A 24,119-nucleotide genomic window follows, 5' to 3' on the forward strand; every position below is an offset into this window, starting at 1 on the left:
CGACCAGTATTCAAGGAGAGCATCATGGGGGCAGGCGCGAAATGGAAGCGTGGTCTGATCGCGGTGATGGGGCTGGCGAGCCTGCCGGCCTGGGCGGCGACCTCGGTGCTGATCTGGCCGATCGATCCGGTCCTGGAAGCTGACCAGAAGGCCGGCGCACTGTGGCTGGAAAACCGTGGCACCACCGCGGCCAACCTGCAGGTGCGAGTGTTCGCCTGGCGCCAGGGGGACTACCAGGAACAGTTCCAGGCCCAGCGCGAGATCATCGGCAGCCCGCCGGTGGCCAGCATTGGCCCCGGGCAGCGGCAGCTGATCCGCCTGACCCGTACTGCCCCCACTCCGGTCGGGCAGGAACAGGCCTACCGCATCATCATCGACGAAATCCCGCCGGCCATCCCAGTCGACAAGGCCGAGCCTGGCACCACCGCGGCGATTCGCCTGCAGATGCGTTACTCGGTACCCCTGTTCGTCTATGGCGAAGGCCTGTGGGGCAGGGCCGACCCTGAGGGCAAACGCAGCGCCGAGGGCCTGGGCAAGCCGCAACTCAGCTGGCGCGCGGTGACCGTGCAGGGCAAGCCCTATGTGGAACTGCGCAATACCGGCCCGGTGCATGCCCGCCTGACCGACGTGGTGGTGCAGCAGGGCAGCCAGAGCAAGCCATTGGCAGAAGGCCTGTTGGGCTATGTGCTGCCGGGAGCCAGCATGCGCTGGCCGGCGCCGCTGGCAGCGGGGGCGGGCAGTGTGTTGAAAGGGCGGGTCAACGGCCAGGGCAGCGCGGACGCTATCCGCCAAGGCCAATGAGCCAGCGCCTGAATGCCGTTCATGGGCCAGGGGGGACCCGGCAATGGCTGGAAACCGTGTGTGAAGTGGCTGACGACGATGCCCCGCTGGTGCGTGGGGTTGGCCATGCTCGGCTCGGGCCTGGTGCTGGCCGACGACCTGCCGCCACCGCCGCTGGAGCTTTCCGCCATCACCGACGCCACGCTATACCTCGAACTGCTGGTGAACCAGATGCCCAAGGCTGATTTGGTCGCGGTCCAGCAGCGCGCCGGGCAGTTGTACCTGGACAGCGAGGTGTTGCGGGCGGCGGGTGTCTCGCTACCGGGCAACCCGCAGGGCGAACTGGCACTGGAGGCCATTGCAGGGTTGCATGCCGACTACGACAGCCAGAACCAGCGCTTGCTGCTGCAGGTGCCACCGGCCTGGCTGCCCGACCAGCAGCTGGGCGAGCGCAACCTGTACCCGGCGACCGATGCGCGCAGCAGCTTCGGCGCCTTGTTCAACTACGACCTGTACCTGAACGACACCGATGATGCCGGAAGCTACCTGGCAGCCTGGAATGAACTGCGCCTGTTCGACAGTTGGGGCACTTTCTCCAGCACCGGGCAGTGGCGCCAGTCGTTCAACGCTGCGCTGGCCGACGACACGCGTCAGGGCTTCCTGCGTTACGACTCCACCTGGCGCTTCACCGACGAGCAGCGCCTGCTGACCTACGAAGCCGGTGACCTGGTGACCGGCGCCTTGCCCTGGAGCAGTTCGGTGCGGGTCGGCGGCCTGCAGTTGTCTCGCGATTTCGCTGCGCGCCCCGACCTGGTCACCTACCCATTGCCGGCGTTCGCCGGGGAGGCGGCGGTGCCGACCTCGCTGGACCTGTTCATCAATGGCTACAAGTCCAGCACCACCGAGTTGCAGCCGGGGCCCTACACCTTGACCAACGTGCCGTTCATCAATGGTGCCGGGGAAGCGGTAGTGGTCACCACCGATGCGCTTGGCCGACAGGTGTCGACCACGCTGCCGTTCTATGTCACCAGCAGCCTGCTGCAGCCAGGTCTGGCGGATTACTCGGTAGCGGCCGGCAGCCTGCGCCGTGACTACGGCGTACGTGACTTTGCCTATGGCCCTGGGGTGGCTTCGGCCAGCCTGCGCTATGGGGTGAGTGACGCCTTCACCGTCGAGACCCATGCCGAAAGCGCCGCATCGTTGATGCTGGGCGGCCTGGGCGGCAACCTGCGCCTGGGTAATGCCGGCGTGCTCAATGCGGCCCTGGCGCAGAGCCAGTTCGAGGGCGACAAAGGCCACCAGGTGGCCCTCGGCTATCAGTACAACAGCCAGCGCATCGGCATCAGCTACCAGCGCCTGCAGCGTCATGGCGCCTACGCCGACCTGACCCGTGTCGACAGCCAGGACATGCAGCTGAGCCAGCGCAGCGAACAGGTCACGTTCAGCCTCAACCTGGACCAATACGGCAACATCGGCGCCGGCTACTTCGACGTGCGGGCTGGCGATGGCACGCGGACCCGGCTGCTCAACCTTAGTTACAGCCGGCCGCTGTGGGGCGGCAGCAGCCTGTACCTGTCGGCCAACCGGGAAGTGGGCGATAGCCAGTGGGCGCTGCAGGCGCAACTGGTCATCCCGTTCGACCTGCGTGGCACCCTCGCCCTGAGCCTGGAGCGCAGCCAGGCCGGCGAGCGCCTGCAGCGCGTGAACTACAGCCGCGCCGTGCCTGTGGGCGGCGGTGTCGGTTACAACCTGGGCTATGCCGCTGGTAGCGAGCGCGACGCCTACCGCCAGGCCGATGTCACCTGGCGCCTGCAATCGGTGCAGTTGCAGGCGGGGGTGTATGGCAGCAGCGGCGAGATGACCCGCTGGGCCGATGCCAGCGGCTCGCTGGTGTGGATGGATGCGGGGTTGTTTGCCGCCAACCGTATCGACGATGCCTTCGTGGTGGTCAGCACCCAGGGCTACGCCGATGTACCGGTGCGCTATGAAAACCAGGAAGTCGGCCGCACCGATGCCAGCGGCCACCTGCTGGTGCCATACAGCAGCGGTTACTACCGCGGCAAGTACGAGATCGACCCGATGGACTTGCCGCCGGACATCCTGGCGACGGAAGTGGAGCAGCGCGTGGCGGTGCGCCGTGGCAGCGGCTATCTGCTGGAGTTTCCGCTGCGGCGCGTGCTGGCCGCCAGTATCGAGCTGGTGGACGGTAACCGGCAGGTGCTCACGCTGGGCAGCCGCGTCACGCATAGCGAAAGTGGCAGCCAGGCGGTCGTCGGCTGGGACGGCCTGGTGTACCTGGAAAACCTGGCGCCGCACAATAGCCTGCAGGTGGAACTGGCGGGCGGCGGGCACTGCCAGGTGGCGTTCGACCTGCCTGAAACGCAAGGTTCGATCCCCTTGATCGGCCCGCTGGAGTGCAAGTGATGGGCTGCTGGCGTGGCTTGCTGGCCAGCGCCTTGTTGCTGGCAGTGGGTAGCGCCTGGGCCCAGTGCACCTCCGTGGTGACTGCGCCAGCGGCGTTCGGCTCGCTCAACTCGACACAAGTGCGCAGCACGGTACAGATGGCTTCCAGCAGCAATTCGGGCTTGCAATGCAGCGGTTCGGTGCTCAGCGTGCTCAGCAGCACCGACTCCTTCAAGATCAAGATCACTGCCACCACCAGCGGCCTGGTGGGGCCGACCGGGGATGTCATCCCTTACACGCTGTATGCCGATGCCACAACCAGCTATCCGATCACCCGTGGTACCTCCTTCGAATACCGCACCACCGGCATCCTGGATGTACTGGGCCTGCTCAACGGTACCCCCAAGAACGTGCCCCTGTACATGCGCACGCAGGTAGGCAGCAACGTTGCGGCGGGCGCCTACCAGGAAACCCTCAACGTCGAGTGGACCTGGGATTACTGCGCGGGGATCGGGGCCGGCGGGTTTTGCATCGGCCGGGATACCGGCAGTGGCAGCAAGCCGCTGACAGTGAGCCTGACGGTGACCAATGACTGCCAGATCACCACCCCCGACATCAGCTTCGCCAGTGCGCCGGTGGTGGCGGGGTTCGGTACGGTAAGCCAGAACCTGAGTGTGTCGTGCACCAAGGGCAGCACCTATACCGTGGGCCTGGACGATGGCCAGAACGTGGCCAACGGACGGCGGCGCATGAAATCGTCGGCAAACGGCTACCTGGCCTACGACATTTTCAAGAGCGCCGGGGCGCAGCGCTGGGGCTCGGTGGGGGCGGCGCGCCGGGCCAGTAGTGATGCCGATGTGAACCCCGGAGCAGGCACGGGTACCGGTAGCCAGGTGTTCAACTACAACGCCAGGGTCTATACCGACCAGGCCACACCGCCGGCAGGGAGTTATGCCGACAGTGTGATCCTGGACGTGCAGTTCTGAACGCACCCGGGCACATCAAGCTGCAGGTGCCACCTGGAAGTCAGCTCGAACGCCGTGGGGCTCAACGCAAATCGTCAACCATCTGCGCCAGGGTCTCCAGCACCGCCCCGGCCAGTGCCTTGGAACGTGCCCCCGACCACCCGGTGGCCGGGTTGGGCGCGTCGTCATGGTCCTTGAAGGGCATTTCCAGGGTCAGCGACAGGCAGTCATGCGCCATCCCCACGGCATTGCAGGCCAGTGTCGTATTGGCCTGCCCCGGCTCGTCGCGGGTGTAGCCGTGCACGGTCTGGAAGTCACGGGTCAGGCTGCACAGCGTGTTGCGGAACTGCGTTTCCAGCTGCGCCAGCCGCGGCGTATAACCCGGGTTGCCTTCGCAGGCCGCAGTGAACACATAGGGAATCTCTTCGTCGCCATGCACGTCGATGAACGCATCCACCCCGTACTGCTTCATCTGCGCCTGGGCGAAGAACACCTCGGGGCTGAACTCGACACTGGCGTCCTGCCAGGCGCGGTTGAGGTCCTTGCCCTTGAAGTTGGTGCGCAGGTGGCCGAGGAAGGCACCGTCGGGGTTCATGTTGGGGATCAGGTACAGGTCGGCCTTGGCCAGCAATTGGCGGATCACCGCGTCGTCGGCCTGCAGGCGGTCGATCACCCCTTCCATGAACCACTCGGCCATGTGTTCGCCCGGGTGCTGCTGGGCAATCAGCCACAGCTTGCGCTTGCCTGCGGCGCCATCACCGGCACGCAGCAGGGGAATGTCGCGGCCCTGGACGCTGCGGCCGCTGGCCAGCAGCTCGACCCCTGGCAGTTGCCGGGCACGTTCGATCAGCTGGTTGTGGCGGGCGCGCGAGTAGGGCTCGAAGTAAGCGAACCAGATCTGCGGCTGTTCGGCGGTTACCTCGAACGACAGCGCCGTGCCATCGTACTGGCTGGGCACGCGGAACCAGCTTTGCTGGTCGTAGGAGGCCACGGCGTTGTAACCGCTCCAGGCGTTCTTGTAGGACGAGCCGGAGGCGTTGTCGAGGCTGAAGCGGTGGACCTGGCCTGGCGTCAGCCCGCTGACCTTGAAGTGGAACCACTGGTAGTGGCCGCTGTGGGTGTCGGGGCGGATGGCCAGGTGCACCCGGGCCGGGTTGCTGGCATCCAGTACCTGAATGTTGCCGGAGTCGAAATCGCAGTCGATCTGCAGGGGGGACAGCGTTGCGGACATGTGCCGGGCTCCTTCTGGGCTTTGTTGTGAGCCTACTGTACACGCCATGACCGGGTTGCTGGGTGAGATCATGCAATGATTGTTTTTCAGCTCATTTGAAGAACTGGCTGGGCGTGGTGCCGAACTGGCGCTTGAACATGCTGGCGAAGGCGCTTGGGCTGTCATACCCCAACGCCACCGCGACATCGATGATGCGCTCGCCCAGGGCGATCCGTTCCAGCGCCTGCATCAGCCGCGCCTGCTGGCGCCACTGGCCGAAGGTCATGCCGGTTTCCTTGCGAAACAGGCGCTGGATGGTTTTCTCGTCCACACCCAGTTGCACGCCCCAGTCGGCCAGGGTGGCATTATCGTAAGGCCGCTCGAACAGCGCCGAGCAGATCGTGCGCAGGCGCTTGTCGCCGGGCTGCGACAGCTTCAGCGGCTGGGTTGGCAGCACGCAGATCTCATCCAGGATCAGGCGCATCACCCGGCCTTCGCGCGAGTCATCGGCAAACGGTGCGCAGAAGCCCACCGAGGCCTTGATCAGTTCGCTGAGCAATGGCGAGATGCTGATGGCCTTGCTCTGCCCGGGCAGTAGCACGGCGGTGTCGGTGCGCACGAACACACTGCGCATCTTCACCTCGCCCACGCAGCGTATCGCGTGCACCTGGCCGCAGGGCATCCACACCCCGCGGCTGGGTGGCACGGTCCAGCGTTCGTTCCCGGACTCGACGATCATCAGGCCTTTGATGGCATAGATCAGTTGATGCTTGGCATGGCTGTGCGGCTCGATGAACCAGTCGGTCGGGTAGTCGGTTGCGCGGCTACCCACTTCCCAGGCCCATTCATCGACCTCCACCAGCAATTCATGCTGCGGTTTGAGCATTGCTACCTCGTGTTCAGGCTGCCTGGCCCAGCCACTTTAGCAGCAGCGGGCGGGGCGGGCTTGCGAGCGGGTTGCCGGCAGCAGCGCAGTGGCCAGCCCCAGCAGCGGCAAGAAGGCGATTGCCTGGTACACCCACTCGATGCCGTGCCGGTCGGCCAGCTCGCCGAGCCCGGCGGCACCGATGCCGCTGATGCCGAACATCAAGCCGAACATCACTCCGGAGACCATGCCGACCCGGCCAGGCACCGCCTCCTGGGCATACACCACCAGCGCGGCGAAGGCAGAGGACATCACCAGGCCGATGAGCACCGCCAGGGCCGCCGTCCAGGCCAGGTTGGCATGCGGCAGGGCGAGGGCGAAGGGGGCCACGCCAAGGAACGACACCCAGATCACCGCCTTGCGCCCGATCCGGTCACCCACCGGGCCGCCAGCGAAGGTACCCAGTGCCACCGCCGCGAGGAACACGAACAGGTACAGCTGGCTGTGCTGCACGCTCAGGCCGAAATGTTCGATCAGGTAGAAGGTGAAGTAGTTGGTGAACGAAGCGATATACACGAACTTGGCGAACATCAGCACGGCGATTACCCCAACGGCGCGCCACATGGCGCCAGGGGCCAGCCCAGGCGGCTGCTGCCCGGCGAAGGTCTTGAGCCGGGTCTGGCCGTGGCTCATGGTCCAGCCGGTCACCCGCCACAGCACCCACACCGCCAGCGCAGCCGCCAGCATGAACCAGGCGATGGCGGGCTGGCCATGCGGGATGACGATGGCCGCGGTCAGCAGCGGGCCAAGCGCCGAGCCGGTGTTGCCGCCCACCTGGAAGGTCGATTGCGCAGTACCGAAGCGCCCGCCGGAAGCCATCCTGGCCACCCGTGACGCTTCCGGGTGGAAGGTGGCCGAGCCCACGCCGACCACGGCGGCGGCCACCAGCAGCATGGCGTAGCTGCCGGCGCAGGCGAGCAGGGCGATGCCGACCAGGGTGATCAGCATGCCGGCCGGCAGCAGGTAGGGTTGCGGGTGCTTGTCGGTGTACAGGCCGACCCAGGGTTGCAGCAGCGAGGCGGTCACCTGGTAGACCAGGGCGATCCAGCCGACCTGGGCGAAGCTCAGGGCGAAATCGCTCTTGAGCATCGGGTAGATCGATGGCAGCACGGCCTGGATCAGGTCGTTGAGCAGATGGGCGAATGCGGCAGCGCCGACAATACGGACCAGAAAGCCCTGAGGTCGGTCGGCAGGCGTGGTGGCGGCCATGGAGGCGGAGGGAATCGTCATGGGCGGAATTCTTCTGTCGAAAGGGAGCAAGGCATTGCCTGAGGAGGGTAGCCAGCGCCGCGGTTGCCTGTCTCACGCCGAACAGGCAGCCACTGTCGCATTTCGGACATTGCAGAATCCGCTGCTCTTGGTTCACCGCCCCTGGCGGACCATCCAGCGCAGCAAGGCGGCAATCGGTACGCTGCGGTGAGCCTCGTGGCGGTAGGGTTTGCCGTCGGCGGTAACGCGTTCTCGGTAGCGGCTCAGCACCAGGCTGCGACCATCGGCAGACAGGCGGGCTTCCAGTTCATGCAGCACCAGCGGCTGTCGGGCGGCGCCTTCCAGGCGCCTGAACAACAGCACGGCGGTTTGGCTATCAGTTGTCACGGGCACCCCCGGCACAATCGACCTGCCATGCACCCCGCTCGCCGGCCTTGCCTTCTGCCACCCGGTTGCTGCGCCGTTGCGCGGTGTAGTCACGCAGCGCGACGTAGTAATCCGGCCAGGTGCGCAGCAGGTCGGTCAGTGGCAGGGCTTCGGCCCGCGCATCGACGAAGCCGCCCGCCGTGGCGACGTTGCCCAAGGTGGCGACGGTATCACTGTTGCCGCCAAACGGGTCCAGCGCCATGCCCAGTACCGTGCCGGTGGCATCGCGCAGGTTGTGCGAGCCCAGCAGCGGCAGCTCGACGATCGGGCCGTCGGCAATGTTCCAGACACCGAAGGTCTGGCCAAAGTCCGAACGGTGCTGGCTCAGCCCCATTTTCCCCGACACATCGACCAGCCCCGCCACACCCAGGGTGATGTTGAAGATGAAGCGCGTGAGGCTGGTCATCGCCCGCTCGCCATTGCCTTGCAGCACATCGTTGATGAACACCTTGGGCTCGGCGAAGTTGCTGGCAAAGTTGTGCAGGCCCTGCCGGGCGAAACCGGGGAGCGCCTCATAGCCTCGGGCGACGGGAGCCAGCAGGTAGTCATCGACGCTGCGGTTGAAGGCAAACACCGCGCGGTTGGCGGGTTCTGCCGGGTCACTGACTTGATAGGCGACGTTGCCGCACACCGCTGTGGCGGGAGCGCGTTGGCTACAGCCGCCCGCAGCCAGCAGCGACAGGACCAGCACGGCAGAGCGTGCTGAACGGGAGGCGGAGGGTGAACGGGACATGGATGGCTTCCTGGCAAGAACTGGCGGCGATGCTGCGCAGTTTTGTTTGCCGGGTGATGTCCGGAATGTCTCGGCGTCGACACTTTGTTACCGGGTTGAAATATATGACGGCTGCAGGGGATGGCCGTAAAGTACCGCTGGATCTCTTGTTTTGGTGAGTTTTAGTGAGCCATTTGCTGATAGTCGACGACGACGTCGAAGTACTCGACCTGCTGCAGAAGTTCCTTCGCCAGCACGGTTACGAGGTGGACGTGGGCAGGGACGGCAAAGCGCTCTGGCAGTCCGTCGAAAGGCGCGTTCCAGACCTGGTGATTCTTGACGTGATGTTGCCTGGCGATAGCGGCCTGGTGCTGTGCCAGCGCTTGCTCGCCGAGCACAAGGTGGCGGTGATCATGCTCACCGCGATGGGCGAGCTGAGTGACCGGGTAGTGGGGCTGGAGCTGGGTGCGGATGACTACCTGACCAAGCCGTTCGCCGCCCGTGAATTGCTGGCGCGGGTCAGGGCAGTGCTGCGGCGTGCTGGCGAAGCGGCTGATCGTGCAGCCGCTGGCGGGGCGGGCCATGCCTGCGCGATTCTCGAGTTTGCTGGCTGGCGGCTGGATGTGGTGCGGCGCGAATTGCGTTCGCCGGCCAACGTCATGATCCCCTTGTCCAACGGTGAATTCGAACTGTTGCTGGTGTTCGCCGAACATCCGCGCCGGGTGCTCAGCCGCCAGCAGCTGCTGGACCTGGCCCGTGGCGATGCCTACGAGGCCTATGACCGCAGCGTTGATGTCCAGGTGAGCCGGCTGCGCCGCAAGCTTGAAAGCGACCATGGCCACGAGCCCTTGATCCGTACCTTGCGCAACGCTGGTTACCTGTTCACGCCTACGGTCGCCAGGCGATGAGCCTGCTTGCCCGGGCTCGCCAGGCCCTGCCACGGCCAAAGATCACCATTGCCCGCTGGATCGCGCTGACCACCCTGACGGCGATGCTCTTCCTGTTGCTGCTCAAAGGCCTGTTCAGCCTGCTGCTAAGTGTGTGGGCGCAGCCACCGTTGCTGGAAAGCGGAGTGATTGAAAAGGTCGCAACGGTTACCCGCATCCTCGATGTCGCGCCTTTGGCAGAGCGGGCGAGCATCGCCAGTGCGGCGGGCGACGGCAGCTACTCGGTGCGCTGGCTGCGTCGTCATGACGAAGCGGGCGTGCCGGTGCTGGTCGACGCCGAGTTCAGCGAGGGCACGCCGATCCTGCGCGCGCTGCTCAAGCGCCCGGATGCCAGGATCGAAGCCTTCGAACCGTCCGACATGCCGGAATACGCACCTGAGCGCGGCTATGCGCTGATGATCGAGCTGAGCGACAAGTCGTGGGTGCTGTTCCGCGCCACTGCCCGTAGCTGGGGGCTGGATGAGTTGCCACGCAACCTGATCGTCCTGACCCTGATGCTGCTCTCCAGCCTTGCCGTTGCCTTGCTGGCCACGCGCTACCTGGCCAAGCCGCTGGAGCGTTTTGCCGAAGGCGCACGGCGTTTTGGCAAGGACTTCAACGCGCCGCCGATTCCGGTGGTCGGTCCGCATGACCTGCGCCAGGCGATTCTCGCGTTCAACGCCACCCAGGCGCAGCTCAAGCACTTTCTCAACGACCGCACCCAGATGCTTGCGGCCATTTCCCATGACTTGCGCGCACCCCTGACGCGCATGCGGTTGCGCGCCGAGTTCATTGACGACGCCCAGTTGCAGGCCAGGCTGTTCAAGGACGTTGACGAGATGCAGGCGATGGTCGAAGCGGCGCTGGCGTTTTTCCGTGACGATGCTCGGCTGGAGCAGGCCACCGTGTTTGACCTGGGCGAGTTGCTGTCGACCGTGGTGGACGATTTCAGGGATGCCGGCGTGGAGGTGGGGCTGAGCGGGCCACGTCGCTGCGTGTACGAGGGGCGGCCGGTGGGTATCAGGCGGGTGCTGGTCAACCTGATCGACAATGCCGCGAAGTATGGCCGTGACCCCGCAGTGACGCTGGCGATAGGTACTGGGCAGATCGAAATCAGCGTGCAGGATCGCGGGCCGGGCATCGCGCCGGAGCTGCACGAGCAGGTATTCGCGCCGTTCTACCGCATCGAAGGCTCGCGCAACCGTAATACCGGCGGCGTCGGGCTGGGCCTGCCGGCAGCCCGGGCCATCGTGCTGGAGCACGGCGGCAGCGTGACCTTGGGTAACCGCCCGGGTGGTGGCCTGGAGGTCAGGGTCACGCTGCCGGCAGGTTGATCAGAGCCCCAGTTCGCTGAGCCCGGGGTGATCGTCCGGGCGCCGGCCCAACGGCCAGTGGAACTTGCGCTCGGCTTCGCTGATGGGCTGTTCATTGATGCTCGAATGGCGGTTCTGCATCAGCCCGTCGTCGGCAAATTCCCAGTTTTCGTTGCCATAGGCGCGGTACCACTGGCCGCTGTCGTCGTGGTACTCGTAGGCATAGCGCACGGCAATGCGGTTGCCGGTAAAGGCCCACAGCTCCTTGATCAGGCGGTACTCCAGTTCGTGGTTCCATTTGCGCGTCAGGAAGGCCTCGACCTCGGCGCGGCCGCGGGGGAACTCGACGCGGTTGCGCCACACGGTGTCGACGGTATAGGCAAGCGCGACCTTGGCAGCGTCGCGGCTGTTCCAGCCATCCTCGGCCAGGCGGACCTTTTCGATGGCGCTTGCGTGGGTGAAGGGTGGAAGGGGTGGGCGGGACATGGGCTACTCCTCGGATCGATTGACTGGTGAGGAGCTTAGCCGCCGCTGCGTGACCAGAGAATGGATGTGCCTGGCACTTCATAATTGCATTGCCTGGAACAATGTGCAGGAGCGGCCTTGCGTCGCGATGCGCCGCAAAGCGGCCCCCGGATTCCCTGATCAAAACGGGAATTGCTGGGGCTGCTACGCAGGCCCGTCGCGATACAAGGCCGCTTCTGCAAGTGCCGCGATCAGCCCGCGTCGGCAGCGGTTTCGCCCACGACCTTGCTGCGCCCACCCAGCCAAACCAGCAGCAGCCCGGCTGCCGCGAGTACACCACCGGCCATCGGCACCGCCGCATAGCCCAGGTCCAGGCTGATCACCGCACCCCCCAGCGCAGCGCCCAGGGCGTTACCCAGGTTGAACGCACCGACGTTGATCGACGAGGCCAGCCCTGGCGCCTCGATGGCCGCGATCATCACCCGCATCTGCAGTGGTGGCACCACGGCAAAGGTGAACATGCCCCACACCAGCAAGGCCAGGGCGGCGCCGATATGGCTGCCCAGTACCAGCGGCATCAGCAGCATGATGGCCGCCAGCGCCGCGAGGAAGATCCGCGCTGCGCCATCCAGCGACCAGTCGGCCAGGCGACCGCCCAGGCTGTTGCCCAGGGTGAAGCCGACGCCGATCAGCACCAGGCCGAGGGTGACGAAGCTGTCCGAGGCGCCGGTCAGTTCGGCCAGCACCGGCGCGACATAGGTGTACAAGGTGAACATGGCGCCGGCGCCGAGCACGGTGGTAGCCATCGCCAGCAACACGCTGGGGCGGGCGATCACGGCCAGCTCCTTGCGCACATGCGGCACGCTGCCGCGCTCACCCTTGGGCAGGGCGAACCACAGCGCGGCCATGGCCAGCAGGCCCAGCGCGGCGGTGCCGGCAAAGGCCATGCGCCAGCCGACCTGCTGGCCGACCCAGGTGGCCGCCGGCACGCCGCCGATATTGGCGATGGTCAGGCCCATGAACATGGTTGCCACGGCACTGGCCTGTTTTTCCTTGGGTACCACGCTGGCCGCTACCACTGCGCCAAGGCCGAAGAACGCGCCGTGGTTGAGGCTGGTGACCAGCCGCGAGGCGAGCAGGGTGTAGTAGTCCGGTGCCAGCGACGACAGCAGGTTGCCCAGGGTGAAGATGGCCATCAGCGCCATCAGCGCTGCGCGCTTGCCGAAACGGCTGAACAGTAACGTCATTACCGGGGCGCCGACCATCACGCCGATGGCATAGGCGGTGATCAGCATGCCGGCACTGGGAATGCTCACATCGACGCCCTCGGCGATCACCGGCAGCAGGCCCATCGGGGTGAACTCGGTGGTGCCGATGCCGAAGGCTCCGATGGCCAGGGCGAAGAGTACCCGGCCGCTTTGCATTGCTTGAGAAGTCATGGCGATCAATCCCAGGCTGGGGCCAGGCCGTCGGGGCTGACTTCGCGGCCATTGCGTTCCAGCCCGGCAATCCGGGCCATGTCTTCGGCGTCCAGGCGCAGGCTCTGGGCGAGCAGGTTGCTGGCCAGGTTCTCGCGCTTGGTCGACGACGGGATCACCGCGTAGCCCTGCTGCAGGGCCCACGCCAGGGCAACCTGGGCCACCGTGGCCTTGTGCTTGGCACCGATGTCGGCCAGTACCGGGTCTTTCAGGGCCTTGCCGTAGGCCAGCGTCATGTACGAGGTGACGGTGACGCCCTGGTCCTTGAGGAAGGCAACCAGCTTGTGGTTCTGCAGATACGGGCTGAGCTCGATCTGGTTGGTGGCGATCTCGCCTTTGCCGACCACTTCGATGGCTTGGCGAGTCAGTTCGATGTTGAAGTTGGACACACCGATCTGGCGGGTCAGGCCCAGCGCCTTGGCTTCGGCCAGGGCGGCCATGTACTCGGGCAGTTCAACGCCGTTACCCGGGGCTGGCCAGTGGATCAGCAGCAGGTCGACATGGTCGGTACGCAGTTTCTGCAGGCTTTCGCGCAGGCTGGGGATCAGCTTGTCGGCGGCGTAGTTGGCTACCCAGATCTTGGTGGTGATGAACAGCTCGCTGCGCGGCACACCGCTTTCGGCGATGGCCTGGCCGACAGCCGCTTCGTTGTCGTAGATCTGTGCCGTGTCGATGGCCCGGTAGCCCAGTTCCAGGGCTGCCTTGACCGAATCGATGACGGCCTGGCCGGTGAGACGGAAGGTGCCGAGGCCGAAGGATGGAATGCTCATGTTCTGTTCCTGGTGAGTAGGGTGGGGCCGGACCGAGCTGCGCTCGGTTCGATCGCTATTCGTGTGGGGAGCAGTGTGCGGGTTTGAGCTGAATTGATTAAGGTGGCGCGCGGCCAAGGTCATTTGACCAGGAGGCAAGAATAGGTTGTTGTGCCGTGACTGTGACCAGGGGAATGCCGGCACGGAAAACCAAACGGCCCGCCATGAAGGCGGGCCGCAAGGTCTTGCGAGGGGGCGATCAGCGGCGGCGGAACAGCGGCAGCGGCTCGTCGGTGGCGGCCTGGTAGGTCACCGAGAAGTCCTTCAGGCTTTGCAGCGCGTCTTCCGGGTCCTTGTCGGCACGGATGGCGAACGCATCGAAGCCGCAGCGGGCCATGAAGAACAGCTGGTCGCGCAGCACGTCACCAATGGCACGCAGCTCGCCCTTGTAGCCATAGCGGTCACGCAGCAGGCGCGCATTGGAGTAGTTGCGCCCGTCGGTGAAGGCCGGGAAGTTCAGGGCGATGACCTGGAAGTGTTGCACGTCGTCGCCGATTTCTTCCGCTTCTTCGTCGCTGTCCAGCCACACACCCAGGCCGCCGTCGCGGGCCTTCAGGGCATGGGCATGGTCGCGCCACATCTGCAGCGGGACGATGTAGTCGTCGCAGTTGGTCAGCTCGTCGAACGAGGTCTCCTTGGGCAGCAGGTGCCAGGTTTCGTCGACGATCTGGTTGTTCTTAATGATTCGCTGCATAGACGCGTTCCTTGAAGGGGTCGATGCCGATACGCTGGTAGGTGTCGATGAAACGCTCTTCCTCGGTACGTTGCTCGACGTACACGGCGATCAGCTTCTCGATCACATCGGCCATGTCGTCCTGGGCGAAGGACGGGCCGAGGATCTTGCCCAGGCTCGCGCCACGCGCGGCATTGCCGCCGAGCGACACCTGGTAGAATTCCTCGCCCTTCTTGTCCACGCCGAGAATGCCGATGTGGCCCACGTGGTGGTGGCCGCAGGCGTTCATGCAGCCGGAAATGTTCAGGTCGATCTCGCCGATGTCGAACAGGTAGTCCAGGTCGTCGAAGCGGCGCTGGATGGATTCGGCGATCGGGATCGACTTGGCGTTGGCCAGCGAGCAGTAGTCACCACCCGGGCAGCAGATGATGTCGGTCAGCAGGCCGATGTTCGGGGTGGCGAAGCCGGCTTCGCGCAGCTCCAGCCACAGCGCATGCAGCTGGCGCTGCTCGACGTCGGCGAGAATGATGTTCTGCTCGTGGGAGGTGCGCAGGAAGCCGAAGCTGTAGCGCTCGGCCAGGTCGGCCACGGCATCCAGCTGCTTGTCGGTCAGGTCGCCCGGGGCGACGCCGGTGGGCTTCAGCGACAGGGTCACGGCCACGTAGCCGGGACGCTTGTGGGCGCGGGTATTGCGCGAACGCCAGCGGGCAAAGCCTGGGTATTCGGCGTCCAGGGCGCTGTAGTCGACGTTGTCGAGGGCCAGGTAGTCCGGGTCGACGAAGTGGCGCGAAACGCGCTGCACTTCGGCTTCGGTCAGGGTGCTGCTGCCGCCGCGCAGGTGGACCATCTCGGCCTCGACCTTCTCGGCGAACACTTCCGGGGTAAGGGCCTTGACCAGGATCTTGATCCGCGCCTTGTACTTGTTGTCACGGCGGCCGTAACGGTTGTACACGCGCAGGATGGCATCGAGGTAGCTGATCAGGTCCTGCCAGGGCAGGAACTCGTTGATGAACGAGCCGACTACCGGCGTACGGCCCAGGCCGCCGCCGACCAGCACGCGGAAGCCCAGTTCGCCAGCGGCATTGCGCACCGGCTCCAGGCCGATGTCATGCACTTCGATGGCGGCGCGGTCTTCCTGCGAGCCGTTGATGGCAATCTTGAACTTGCGCGGCAGGTAGGCGAATTCCGGGTGGAAGGTGGTCCACTGGCGGACGATTTCGCACCACGGGCGCGGGTCGATGATTTCGTCTGCTGCGACACCGGCGAACTGGTCGGTGGTGGTGTTGCGCAGGCAGTTGCCGCTGGTCTGGATCGCGTGCATCTGCACGGTGGCCAGCTCGGCGAGGATGTCCGGGACGTCTTCCAGCGCCGGCCAGTTGAACTGCACGTTCTGGCGGGTGGAGATGTGGGCGTAGCCCTTGTCGTAGTCGCGGGCGATCTTGGCCAGGGTGCGGACCTGGCGGGCGTTCAACTGGCCGTACGGCACGGCGACACGCAGCATCGGTGCGAAACGTTGGATGTAAAGGCCGTTCTGCAGGCGCAGAGGGCGGAATTCTTCTTCGCTCAGTTCCCCGGCCAGGTAGCGGCGGGTCTGATCACGGAACTGCTTGACGCGGTCCTCGATGATCCGCTGATCGTACTCGTCGTATACGTACATAAAAGTCCTGTCTCAGGCATGCAGCTATTCGCGCGCACGGCCGCGCACTCCGGTTCGGAGCCGGGGAACGATAGCAGGTTGCGTTTATGCGCTAAAGTGATGTTTTTGCATATGAAAAGAACCAAACGAACTATGTGAGACTGACTGCCATTTGTGCGCTGGCTGCGCCGCGGCGTTTATAATCCCTGGTTTGTTTTGCAGGGATTCCCCATGCTCAAGGCGTTGTGCCAAAGCTTGTGTCTGATCCTGCCGCTGGCGGCAAGCGCGCAACCGGCTTCGGTGGTCTTCCTCAACCCAGGGTTGTCTACCGAGACGTTCTGGACCACCTATACCCGTTTCATGGAAGCGGCGGCGGACGAGCTGGGCATGACCCTGCGCGTGGAATACAGCGAGCGCCGCGCCGACCTGGCGCTGAGCCATGCCAGGGCGATCCTGAACGGGCCGCAGCGGCCGGATTACCTGGTGCTGGTCAACGAGCAGTATGTGGCCCCGGAAATCATGCGCCTGTCGCGTGGCACCGGGGTCAAGCTGTTCCTGGTCAACAACGGCCTGACCGCCAGCCAGGCGCTGAGCATCGAGGCCCAGCCCGACAAGTATGCCGAGCCCCTGGGCACCTTGGTCAGCAACGACGAGGAGGCAGGCTTCCAGATGTTGCACCAGATGGTTGCGCAACTGCCCCGCGACAGTGGGCCGGTGGACCTGCTGGCCTTTGCCGGGGTCAAGACCACCCCGGCCTCGCAACTGCGCGTCGAGGGCATGCGCCGTGCCTTGGCCGACTACCCTCAGGTGCGCCTGCGCCAGGTGGTATACGGTGGCTGGAACCGTCAGCGCGCCTACGAACAGGCGCAGCAACTGCTGGAACGCTATCCGGACACTCGCCTGGTGTGGTCGGCCAATGACGAGATGGCGTTCGGCGCCATGCAGGCATTCGAAGAGGCAGGGCACCGGCCGGGGCATGACGTGCTGTTCGGTACTGTGAACGGCTCGCCCGAGGCGCTGCGCGCGCGTATCGACGGGCGCCTGAGCGTCCTGCTGGGCGGGCATTTCAGCCTCGGCGGCTGGGCCATGGTGATGCTGCATGATGATGCCCTGGGGCTGGCGGTGAACCGCGACGGCCTGCGCGAGCACCGCGTGCCGGTGTTGCAGGTGATCGACCAGGCCAAGGCCAAGCGCTGGCTGGAACTGCTGGAACGCGCCGACTATGGCGTCGATTTCCAGCATTACAGTGCCGAAGGGCGGCCGGCCAGTTACCAGTACCCGTTTCTGACCTCACCGATCAATTATTGAAAGACCCTGCTTGAGCGAAGGGCATTGCTCGTCTTAACTGCTGGGGGTGAAGTGCATTCCCATAACCACTACAAGAGGCAATGCAATGGGAAACTCAACCAAGGTCCGCAAAGCTGACAGTAGCGTCGATGCCTGGGCGATCCTCTGCCTGATCGTGCTGGTGGTGGTCACCGCCGTGTATTGGGTCAGCCACCAGTAGACTTGTCTTCAAGACCGTGATGCAGCCAGGCGCCTGCGGGAGGGAATCCCGCAGGCGCTTTATCGTGCCGGCGAAAGACCGCCAGCGGCTAGCGGGCCAGGTGCAGGGCCAGTTGCACCAGGCCGATCAATACGGCGACGAACACCAGGGTGAACAGCGTCCCCAGCACAATGAAATGGCTGGCCTTGCCGTGGGTGAAGTCGCGGGCGCGGTTCTTGCCGCTTTGTACGCCGAAGGCGGCGGCGAGGATGCTGTGCAGCATCTGCCAGAAAGTTGGGGGTTTGCCCTGGCTGGAATCGTCCATGGTGGCTCCTGGGGAAATCAGAGGCAATCAGGGACAGTGTAGGTAGCTATTGGGGCTGCTGCGCAGCCCATCGCGACACAAGGCCGCTTCTACAAGGATTGCAAATTTCCTGTAGGCGCGGCCTTGTGTCGCGCGATGGGCCGCAAGGCGGCCCAAAGGCCTTAGCTGTCGTAGCCGAGGTTGGGCGCCAACCAGCGCTCGCTCACGCTGACGTCCTGGCCCTTGCGCGCGCTGTAGTTCTCGATCTGGTCCCGGTCGACCTTGCCCACGGCAAAGTACTGCGCCTGCGGATGGGCAAAGTACCAGCCACTGACCGCCGCCGCCGGGAACATCGCGAAGTGATCGGTAAGGAACACGCCGCTCGGCCCGGTCTCGCCGATGGCGGTGCCATCGAGCAGGCGGAACAGGGTTTCCTTCTCGGTGTGGTCCGGGCAGGCCGGGTAGCCTGGCGCCGGGCGAATGCCGCGGTACTGCTCCTTGATCAGCGCCTCGTTGTCGAGGTGCTCGTCGCGGGCATAGCCCCAGTGTTGCTTGCGCACCTGCTCGTGCAGCCATTCGGCGCAGGCTTCGGCCAGGCGGTCAGCCAGGGCCTTGACCATGATCGAGCTGTAGTCGTCACCCTTGTCCTGATAGGCCTTGGCCACTTCCTCGGCACCGATGCCGGCGGTGGTGATGAAACCACCGACATAATCGGTGATGCCGCTGGCCTTCGGCGCGACGAAGTCGGCCAGCGACCAGTTGGGCTTGCCGTCCGGCTTGATGGTCTGCTGGCGCAGGTGATGCAGGGTGGCCAGGGCCTGGCCATTGTCGCCGTACACCTCGATATCGTCATCGGCCACCTGGTTGGCCGGCCAGAAGCCGAATACCGCGCGGGCGCTGATGAGCTTTTCGTCGATCAGCTTGTCGAGCATCTCGCGCGCATCCTGGTACAGCGCCGTGGCAGCCTCGCCCACCACCTCGTCGGTGAGGATGCGCGGGAACTTGCCGGCCAGGTCCCAGGAAATGAAGAACGGCGTCCAGTCGATGTATTCGGCCAGGGTGCGCAGGTCGATGTTCTCCAGCACCTTGACGCCGGTGAAGGAGGGCACTGCCGGTTGGTAGCTGGCCCAGTCGTACTGCGGCTTGGCTGCAATGGCCTGGGCGTAGCTCAGGCGTTCGGTGCGGGCACTGCGGTTGGCCGTGCGCTCGCGCACTTGCTCGTATTCCTCGCGGGTCTTCTCGACGAAGCCCGCTTTCAGCTCCTTGGACAGCAACTGGGTGGCCACGCCCACGGCACGCGAGGCGTCGGTGACATAGACCACGGCGTCGTTGCTGTACTTGGGTTCGATCTTGACGGCGGTGTGCGCCTTGGAGGTGGTGGCGCCACCGATCATCAACGGCAGGTTGAAGCCCTGGCGCTGCATCTCGCGGGCGACGTGGACCATCTCGTCGAGTGACGGCGTGATCAGGCCGGACAGGCCGATGATGTCGCACTTCTCGTCGCGGGCGGTTTGCAGGATCTTCTCGGCCGGCACCATCACGCCCAGGTCGACGATGTCGTAGCCGTTGCAGCCCAGCACCACGCCGACGATGTTCTTGCCGATGTCGTGCACGTCGCCTTTTACCGTGGCCATCAGGATCTTGCCCTTGGCTTCCGGCTTGTCGCCTTTCTCGGCTTCGATGAACGGAATCAGGTGGGCTACCGCCTGCTTCATCACGCGAGCCGACTTGACCACCTGCGGCAGGAACATCTTGCCCGCACCGAACAGGTCGCCGACCACGTTCATGCCGCTCATCAGCGGGCCTTCGATCACTTCGATGGGGCGCGCGCACTGCTGGCGGCATTCTTCGGTGTCTTCGACGATGAACGCCGTGATGCCCTTCACCAGCGCGTGCTCCAGGCGTTTTTCCACCGGCAGCGAGCGCCACTCTTCGTTTTCCACTTCACGGGTGGCGCCGCCGCCCTTGTAGTCATCGGCGATGGCCAGCAGTGCGTCGGTGCCATGCGCGGTGCGGTTGAGCACGACGTCCTCGACCTTTTCCCGCAGCTCGGCAGGGATCTCGTCGTAGATCTCCAGCTGGCCGGCGTTGACGATACCCATGGTCAGGCCGTTCTGGATCGCGTGGTACAGGAACACCGAGTGGATCGCTTCGCGCACCGGGTTGTTGCCACGGAACGAGAACGACACGTTGGACACGCCGCCCGAACTCAGTGCGTACGGCAGGTGGTCGCGGATGTAGGCACAGGCCTCGATGAAATCGACGGCGTAGTTGTTGTGCTCCTCGATACCGGTGGCCACGGCGAAGATGTTCGGGTCGAAGATGATGTCTTCCGGCGGGAAGCCCACTTCGTTGACCAGGATGTCATAGCTGCGCTGGCAGATTTCCTTCTTGCGTGCGGCGGTGTCGGCCTGGCCGACCTCGTCGAACGCCATCACCACCACGGCGGCGCCATAGCGCTTGCACAGGCGGGCATGGTGCTTGAACTGCTCGACGCCTTCCTTCATGGAAATCGAGTTGACGATGCCCTTGCCCTGGATGCACTTCAGGCCGGCTTCGATCACTTCCCACTTGGACGAGTCGATCATGATCGGCACGCGCGAGATATCCGGCTCGCCAGCGATCAGGTTGAGGAAGCGGACCATGGCGGCCTGGGAATCGAGCATCCCTTCGTCCATGTTGATGTCGATCACCTGGGCGCCGGCCTCGACCTGCTGCAGGGCGACTTCCAGGGCTTCGGTGTAGTTCTCCTCACGGATCAGCCGGGCAAACTTGGCGGAGCCGGTGATGTTGGTGCGCTCGCCGACGTTGACGAACAGCGACTGGCGGTCGATGGTGAACGGTTCCAGGCCCGACAGGCGGCAGGCCTTGGCGATTTGCGGAATCTTGCGCGGCGGGTACTTGGCCACCGCCTCGGCGATGGCCTGGATGTGCCCCGGGGTGGTGCCGCAGCAACCGCCGATGATATTGAGGAAGCCGCTGGCGGCGAATTCCTCGACCACGGCGGCCATTTCTGCCGGGGTCTCGTCGTACTCGCCGAAGGCGTTCGGCAGGCCGGCATTGGGGTGGGCCGAGACGTGGGTGTCGGCCTTGGTCGCCAGCTCTTCCAGGTACGGGCGCAGGTCCTTGGCGCCGAGCGCGCAGTTCAGGCCCACGGAAATCGGCTTGGCATGGCGAACCGAGTTCCAGAACGCCTCGGTGGTCTGCCCCGACAGCGTGCGGCCGGAGGCGTCGGTGATGGTGCCGGAAATCATGATCGGCAGTTCGATGCCGTCTTCTTCGAACACCTGCTGCACGGCGAAGATCGCTGCCTTGGCGTTGAGGGTGTCGAAGATGGTCTCGATCAGCAGCAGGTCGGCGCCACCCTCGATCAGGCCGCGGGTGGCCTCGATGTAGTTGGCGACCAGTTCGTCGAAGGTGACGTTGCGGTAGCCAGGGTCGTTGACGTCCGGGGAAATCGAGCAGGTGCGGCTGGTCGGGCCGAGCACCCCGGCGACGAAGCGCGGCTTGTCCGGGGTTTCCAGGGTCTTGGCGTCGGCCACCTGGCGGGCGATGCGCGCGCCCTCGACGTTCAGTTCGTAGACCAGCGCCTCCATGCCGTAATCGGCCTGGGAAATCTGCGTGGCGTTGAAGGTGTTGGTTTCGAGGATATCGGCCCCGGCATCCAGGTAGGCCTTCTCGATGGCCGCAATCACATCGGGGCGGCTGAGCAGCAGCAGGTCGTTGTTGCCTTTGACATCGCTTGGCCAATCGGCGAAGCGCGTGCCACGATAGTCGTGTTCCTCGAGCCGGTAGCTTTGGATCATAGTACCCATGCCGCCGTCGAGGATCAGGATGCGCTGCTGGAGTGCGTTCTGGAGTGCTTGGAGACGAGCGCTACGGTCGGACATAGGAACTACCTGGTCGGGCAAATTTCAGAAGGTGCCGAATCATAACAAAGCTGCGCGGTTTTTAGGCATGTCGCCCATTTGCATGAAAACTGCTCATGTTGGCGGGCGTCTGCAAGCGGTGCATCCAAGGACGACCAGGCAAAACGTGATGGCTTTCTACACCCAGGACTTTCCGCACATGGTGCATCGTATCCTTGCCGCCGCTTGCGCGCTGTTGATCAGCAGCGTGGCGTTCGGGCAAGCCCCCCAATCGAGCCCGGCTATCTCCTATACCCGGGATATTCAACCGATCTTCACCGAGAAATGCGTGGCCTGCCACGCCTGCAACGATGCCGCCTGCCAGCTCAAGCTGGAAAGCCCCGAAGGCGCGGTGCGCGGGGCGAGCAAGGTCCCGGTGTACCAGGGCGACCGCAGCAAGGCGGTGCCCACCACGCGGCTGTTCTACGATGCCCACAGCGAGGGCGAGTGGCGCAAGAAGGGTTTCTACTCGGTGCTCGACAGCCAGGGCAGCCAGGCCGCGCTGATGGCGCGCATGCTCGAACTGGGCCACAAGACCCCGCTTACGCCCAATGCCAAGCTGCCCGAGGACATCGTCCTGGGCCTGAACCGCGAGAACATGTGCCCCTTGCCCCACGAGTTCGACGCCTATGCCGGCGCCCACCCCAGGGAGGGCATGCCCCTGGCGGTAACCGGGCTGACCGACAAGGAGTACGACACCCTGCGCCGCTGGCTGGCCGCCGGTGCGCCGGTCGAGTACCAGCCAATTAGGCCAAGCGCGATCGAAGCCACGCAGATCGCCGAATGGGAAGAGCTGCTCAACCGCCCCGGTTCCACCGAGGCGCTGGTCGGCCGTTGGCTCTACGAGCACCTGTTCCTGGCCCATATCTACTTCGCCGGCGGCGAGCAGGGCCACTTCTTCCAGTGGGTGCGCTCGCGCACGCCGAGCGGGCAGCCGGTCGACCTGATCGCCACGCGCCGCCCCAACGACCCGCCGGGCACCGACTTCTATTACCGCCTGATCCCGGTGCAGGGCGTAATCGTGCACAAGACCCACATCACCTACCCGATGGGGCCGCAGAAGCTCAAGCGGGTCAAGCAACTGTTCTACGCCGGCGACTGGCATGCCACCGCGCTGCCAGGCTACGGGCCGCGCCACCGGGCCAACCCGTTCGAAACCTTCGAGGCGATCCCGGCAGTGGCGCGCTACCAGTTCATGCTGGATAACGCCGAGTATTTCGTGCGGACCTTCATCCGCGGCCCGGTATGCCGTGGCCAGATCGCCACCGATGTGATCCGCGACAACTTCTGGGCGTTGTTCCAGGAGCCGGCCCATGACCGCTACATCACCGATGCCCAGTACCGGGGCGAGGCCACGCCGCTACTGGCCATGCCTGGGCAGATCGATGACGTGGGCAGTGTGCTGAGCCTGTGGCACGCCTACCGCGACAAGCGCAACGAGTACGAGAAGCTGCGCCGCGAAGCCTATGCCGACATGCCGGCGCCGGGCTGGGCGACGTTGTGGGCCGGCAACGACAATGCGCTGCTGAGTATCTTCCGCCACTTCGACAGCGCCTCGGTGACCAAGGGCCTGGTCGGCGATGTACCGCTGACCGTGTGGCTGTTCGACTACCCACTGTTCGAGCGTACCTATTACCAGTTGGCGGTCAACTTCGACGTGTTCGGCAATGTTTCGCACCAGTTGCAGACGCGCCTGTACTTCGACCTGATCCGTAACGGTGCCGAAGTCAACTTCCTGCGCCTGATGCCGGCCGACCAGCGCAAGGCGATCCTCGGCGATTGGTACCAGACCAGTGGCAAGGTGAAGATGTGGATGGACTACGAGGACATCGACACCGACACCCCAAGCGGCATCAAGCTCGACCCGCGCGACCCCAAGCGTGACTTCGGCCTGAAACTGCTGCAGCGCACCGGCAGCCTGAATGCCGCGCCCGACCCGATCAACCGCTGCCAGGGCGCGTACTGCTCGCGGCCGCAGATGAGCGCAGAGTTCCGTGATGTCGAGCAGTCGCTCAGCCGCCTGGTGTCGCGCCCGGCTGCTGGGCTGAAGGCGATCAACCAGCTGCCCGAGGCGACCATGCTGCGCATCGAAGGGGCGGGTGGCCAGCGTCAGGTGTACAGCCTGCTGCGCAACCGCGCGCACAGCAACGTGGCTTTCCTGCTGGGAGAGGCATACCGCTACCAGCCAGGGCTGGATACCCTGACCCTGTACCCGGGCGTGCTCAGCAGCTACCCGAACTTCATCTTCAACATCCCGGCCGGCGATGTGCCGGAGTTCGTCGAGGACATGGAATACGCCAAGGATGATGCCGCGCGCTTCGAGCGTATCGTCATGCGCTGGGGTGTGCGCCGCAGCCACCCCGAGTTCTGGCGCTACTTCCATGACCTGAACAGCTTCATCAAGGAAACCGAGCCGGTCGAGGCGGGCGTGCTGGACATGAACCGCTACGAGAACCTCTGATCGGGCGAGCTGACCTTTCCGCATACCCTG

At 64.9% G+C, this 24,119-nt stretch carries 19 protein-coding genes; 7 read left to right on the forward strand and 12 right to left on the reverse strand.

What is annotated here, in order from left to right; all coding sequences use genetic code 11:
- Positions 1–24 precede the first annotated feature (24 nt).
- The 3 genes from HG549_RS09550 to HG549_RS09560 all read left to right on the forward strand — a co-directional run bounded on the left by HG549_RS09550 (position 25) and on the right by HG549_RS09560 (position 4,169).
- Positions 25–801 carry a molecular chaperone gene (locus HG549_RS09550; protein WP_170029256.1) on the forward strand — a complete coding sequence of 259 codons (777 nt, stop codon included), beginning with the start codon at positions 25–27 and terminating at the stop codon, positions 799–801.
- Positions 802–906: 105 nt separating this feature from the next.
- On the forward strand, positions 907–3,204 hold the full coding sequence (locus HG549_RS09555; protein WP_170034116.1) for a fimbria/pilus outer membrane usher protein: 2,298 nt from the start codon (positions 907–909) through the stop codon (positions 3,202–3,204).
- On the forward strand, positions 3,204–4,169 hold the full coding sequence (locus HG549_RS09560) for a spore coat U domain-containing protein (protein WP_170029257.1): 966 nt from the start codon (positions 3,204–3,206) through the stop codon (positions 4,167–4,169). Before HG549_RS09555 ends, HG549_RS09560 begins: the two co-directional genes overlap by 1 nt.
- A 61-nt stretch (positions 4,170–4,230) precedes the next feature.
- Here HG549_RS09560 and HG549_RS09565 read toward each other — a convergent pair whose 3' ends face one another.
- The 5 genes from HG549_RS09565 to HG549_RS09585 all read right to left on the reverse strand — a co-directional run bounded on the left by HG549_RS09565 (position 4,231) and on the right by HG549_RS09585 (position 8,651).
- Positions 4,231–5,379 (reverse strand): carboxypeptidase family protein, encoded by a 1,149-nt coding sequence (locus HG549_RS09565; RefSeq protein ID WP_170029258.1) that lies wholly within the window; start codon positions 5,377–5,379, stop codon positions 4,231–4,233.
- Between the two features lie 91 nt (positions 5,380–5,470).
- The gene (locus HG549_RS09570) at positions 5,471–6,244 is read right to left on the reverse strand and encodes a helix-turn-helix domain-containing protein (RefSeq protein ID WP_170029259.1); all 774 of its coding nucleotides are present in this window, start codon (positions 6,242–6,244) and stop codon (positions 5,471–5,473) included.
- 36 nt (positions 6,245–6,280) lie between these two features.
- Complete coding sequence (locus tag HG549_RS09575) at positions 6,281–7,513, reverse strand: MFS transporter (RefSeq protein ID WP_170029260.1); 1,233 nt, start codon at positions 7,511–7,513, stop codon at positions 6,281–6,283.
- Positions 7,514–7,645: 132 nt separating this feature from the next.
- Positions 7,646–7,879: a hypothetical protein gene (locus tag HG549_RS09580; protein WP_170029261.1), complete on the reverse strand. Its 234-nt coding sequence runs from the start codon at positions 7,877–7,879 to the stop codon at positions 7,646–7,648.
- Positions 7,869–8,651 (reverse strand): VacJ family lipoprotein, encoded by a 783-nt coding sequence (locus HG549_RS09585; protein WP_170029262.1) that lies wholly within the window; start codon positions 8,649–8,651, stop codon positions 7,869–7,871. The genes HG549_RS09580 and HG549_RS09585 overlap by 11 nt, the downstream gene beginning before the upstream one ends.
- Positions 8,652–8,815: 164 nt before the next feature.
- Between HG549_RS09585 and HG549_RS09590 the strand changes: the two genes are divergently transcribed.
- Together HG549_RS09590 and HG549_RS09595 are read left to right on the forward strand one after the other, a co-directional pair.
- Entirely contained in the window at positions 8,816–9,538 is a 723-nt protein-coding gene (locus HG549_RS09590; RefSeq protein ID WP_170029263.1) for a response regulator, read from the forward strand.
- Positions 9,535–10,890 carry an ATP-binding protein gene (locus tag HG549_RS09595; RefSeq protein ID WP_170029264.1) on the forward strand — a complete coding sequence of 452 codons (1,356 nt, stop codon included), beginning with the start codon at positions 9,535–9,537 and terminating at the stop codon, positions 10,888–10,890. Before HG549_RS09590 ends, HG549_RS09595 begins: the two co-directional genes overlap by 4 nt.
- Here HG549_RS09595 and HG549_RS09600 read toward each other — a convergent pair whose 3' ends face one another.
- The 5 genes from HG549_RS09600 to HG549_RS09620 form a co-directional block, all read right to left on the reverse strand.
- Positions 10,891–11,355: a DUF1348 family protein gene (locus HG549_RS09600; protein WP_170029265.1), complete on the reverse strand. Its 465-nt coding sequence runs from the start codon at positions 11,353–11,355 to the stop codon at positions 10,891–10,893.
- A gap of 230 nt (positions 11,356–11,585) precedes the next feature.
- Positions 11,586–12,773 (reverse strand): MFS transporter, encoded by a 1,188-nt coding sequence (locus HG549_RS09605; RefSeq protein WP_256666099.1) that lies wholly within the window; start codon positions 12,771–12,773, stop codon positions 11,586–11,588.
- A 5-nt stretch (positions 12,774–12,778) separates the two neighbouring features.
- The gene (dkgB, locus tag HG549_RS09610; RefSeq protein WP_170029266.1) at positions 12,779–13,582 is read right to left on the reverse strand and encodes a 2,5-didehydrogluconate reductase DkgB; all 804 of its coding nucleotides are present in this window, start codon (positions 13,580–13,582) and stop codon (positions 12,779–12,781) included.
- 238 nt (positions 13,583–13,820) lie between these two features.
- Positions 13,821–14,315 carry a DUF934 domain-containing protein gene (locus HG549_RS09615; RefSeq protein WP_170029267.1) on the reverse strand — a complete coding sequence of 165 codons (495 nt, stop codon included), beginning with the start codon at positions 14,313–14,315 and terminating at the stop codon, positions 13,821–13,823.
- Positions 14,299–15,951, reverse strand: a complete 1,653-nt coding sequence (locus tag HG549_RS09620; protein WP_170029268.1) for a nitrite/sulfite reductase — start codon at positions 15,949–15,951, stop codon at positions 14,299–14,301. Before HG549_RS09620 ends, HG549_RS09615 begins: the two co-directional genes overlap by 17 nt.
- 210 nt (positions 15,952–16,161) lie before the next feature.
- Here HG549_RS09620 and HG549_RS09625 point away from each other — a divergent pair, with 210 nt between their 5' ends.
- Positions 16,162–17,238: an ABC transporter substrate-binding protein gene (locus HG549_RS09625; protein ID WP_170029269.1), complete on the forward strand. Its 1,077-nt coding sequence runs from the start codon at positions 16,162–16,164 to the stop codon at positions 17,236–17,238.
- A 287-nt stretch (positions 17,239–17,525) separates the two neighbouring features.
- Here HG549_RS09625 and HG549_RS09630 read toward each other — a convergent pair whose 3' ends face one another.
- Both HG549_RS09630 and metH read right to left on the reverse strand, forming a co-directional pair.
- The gene (locus tag HG549_RS09630; protein WP_170029270.1) at positions 17,526–17,741 is read right to left on the reverse strand and encodes a DUF2970 domain-containing protein; all 216 of its coding nucleotides are present in this window, start codon (positions 17,739–17,741) and stop codon (positions 17,526–17,528) included.
- 161 nt (positions 17,742–17,902) lie between these two features.
- Entirely contained in the window at positions 17,903–21,610 is a 3,708-nt protein-coding gene (metH, locus tag HG549_RS09635) for a methionine synthase (RefSeq protein WP_170029271.1), read from the reverse strand.
- A 178-nt stretch (positions 21,611–21,788) separates the two neighbouring features.
- Here metH and HG549_RS09640 point away from each other — a divergent pair, with 178 nt between their 5' ends.
- Positions 21,789–24,089, forward strand: coding sequence for a fatty acid cis/trans isomerase (locus tag HG549_RS09640; protein ID WP_170034120.1), 2,301 nt, complete (start codon positions 21,789–21,791; stop codon positions 24,087–24,089).
- Positions 24,090–24,119 lie beyond the last annotated feature (30 nt).

Source organism: Pseudomonas sp. SK, assembly GCF_012975065.1.
Taxonomy (GTDB): Bacteria; Pseudomonadota; Gammaproteobacteria; order Pseudomonadales; family Pseudomonadaceae; genus Aquipseudomonas; species Aquipseudomonas anuradhapurensis.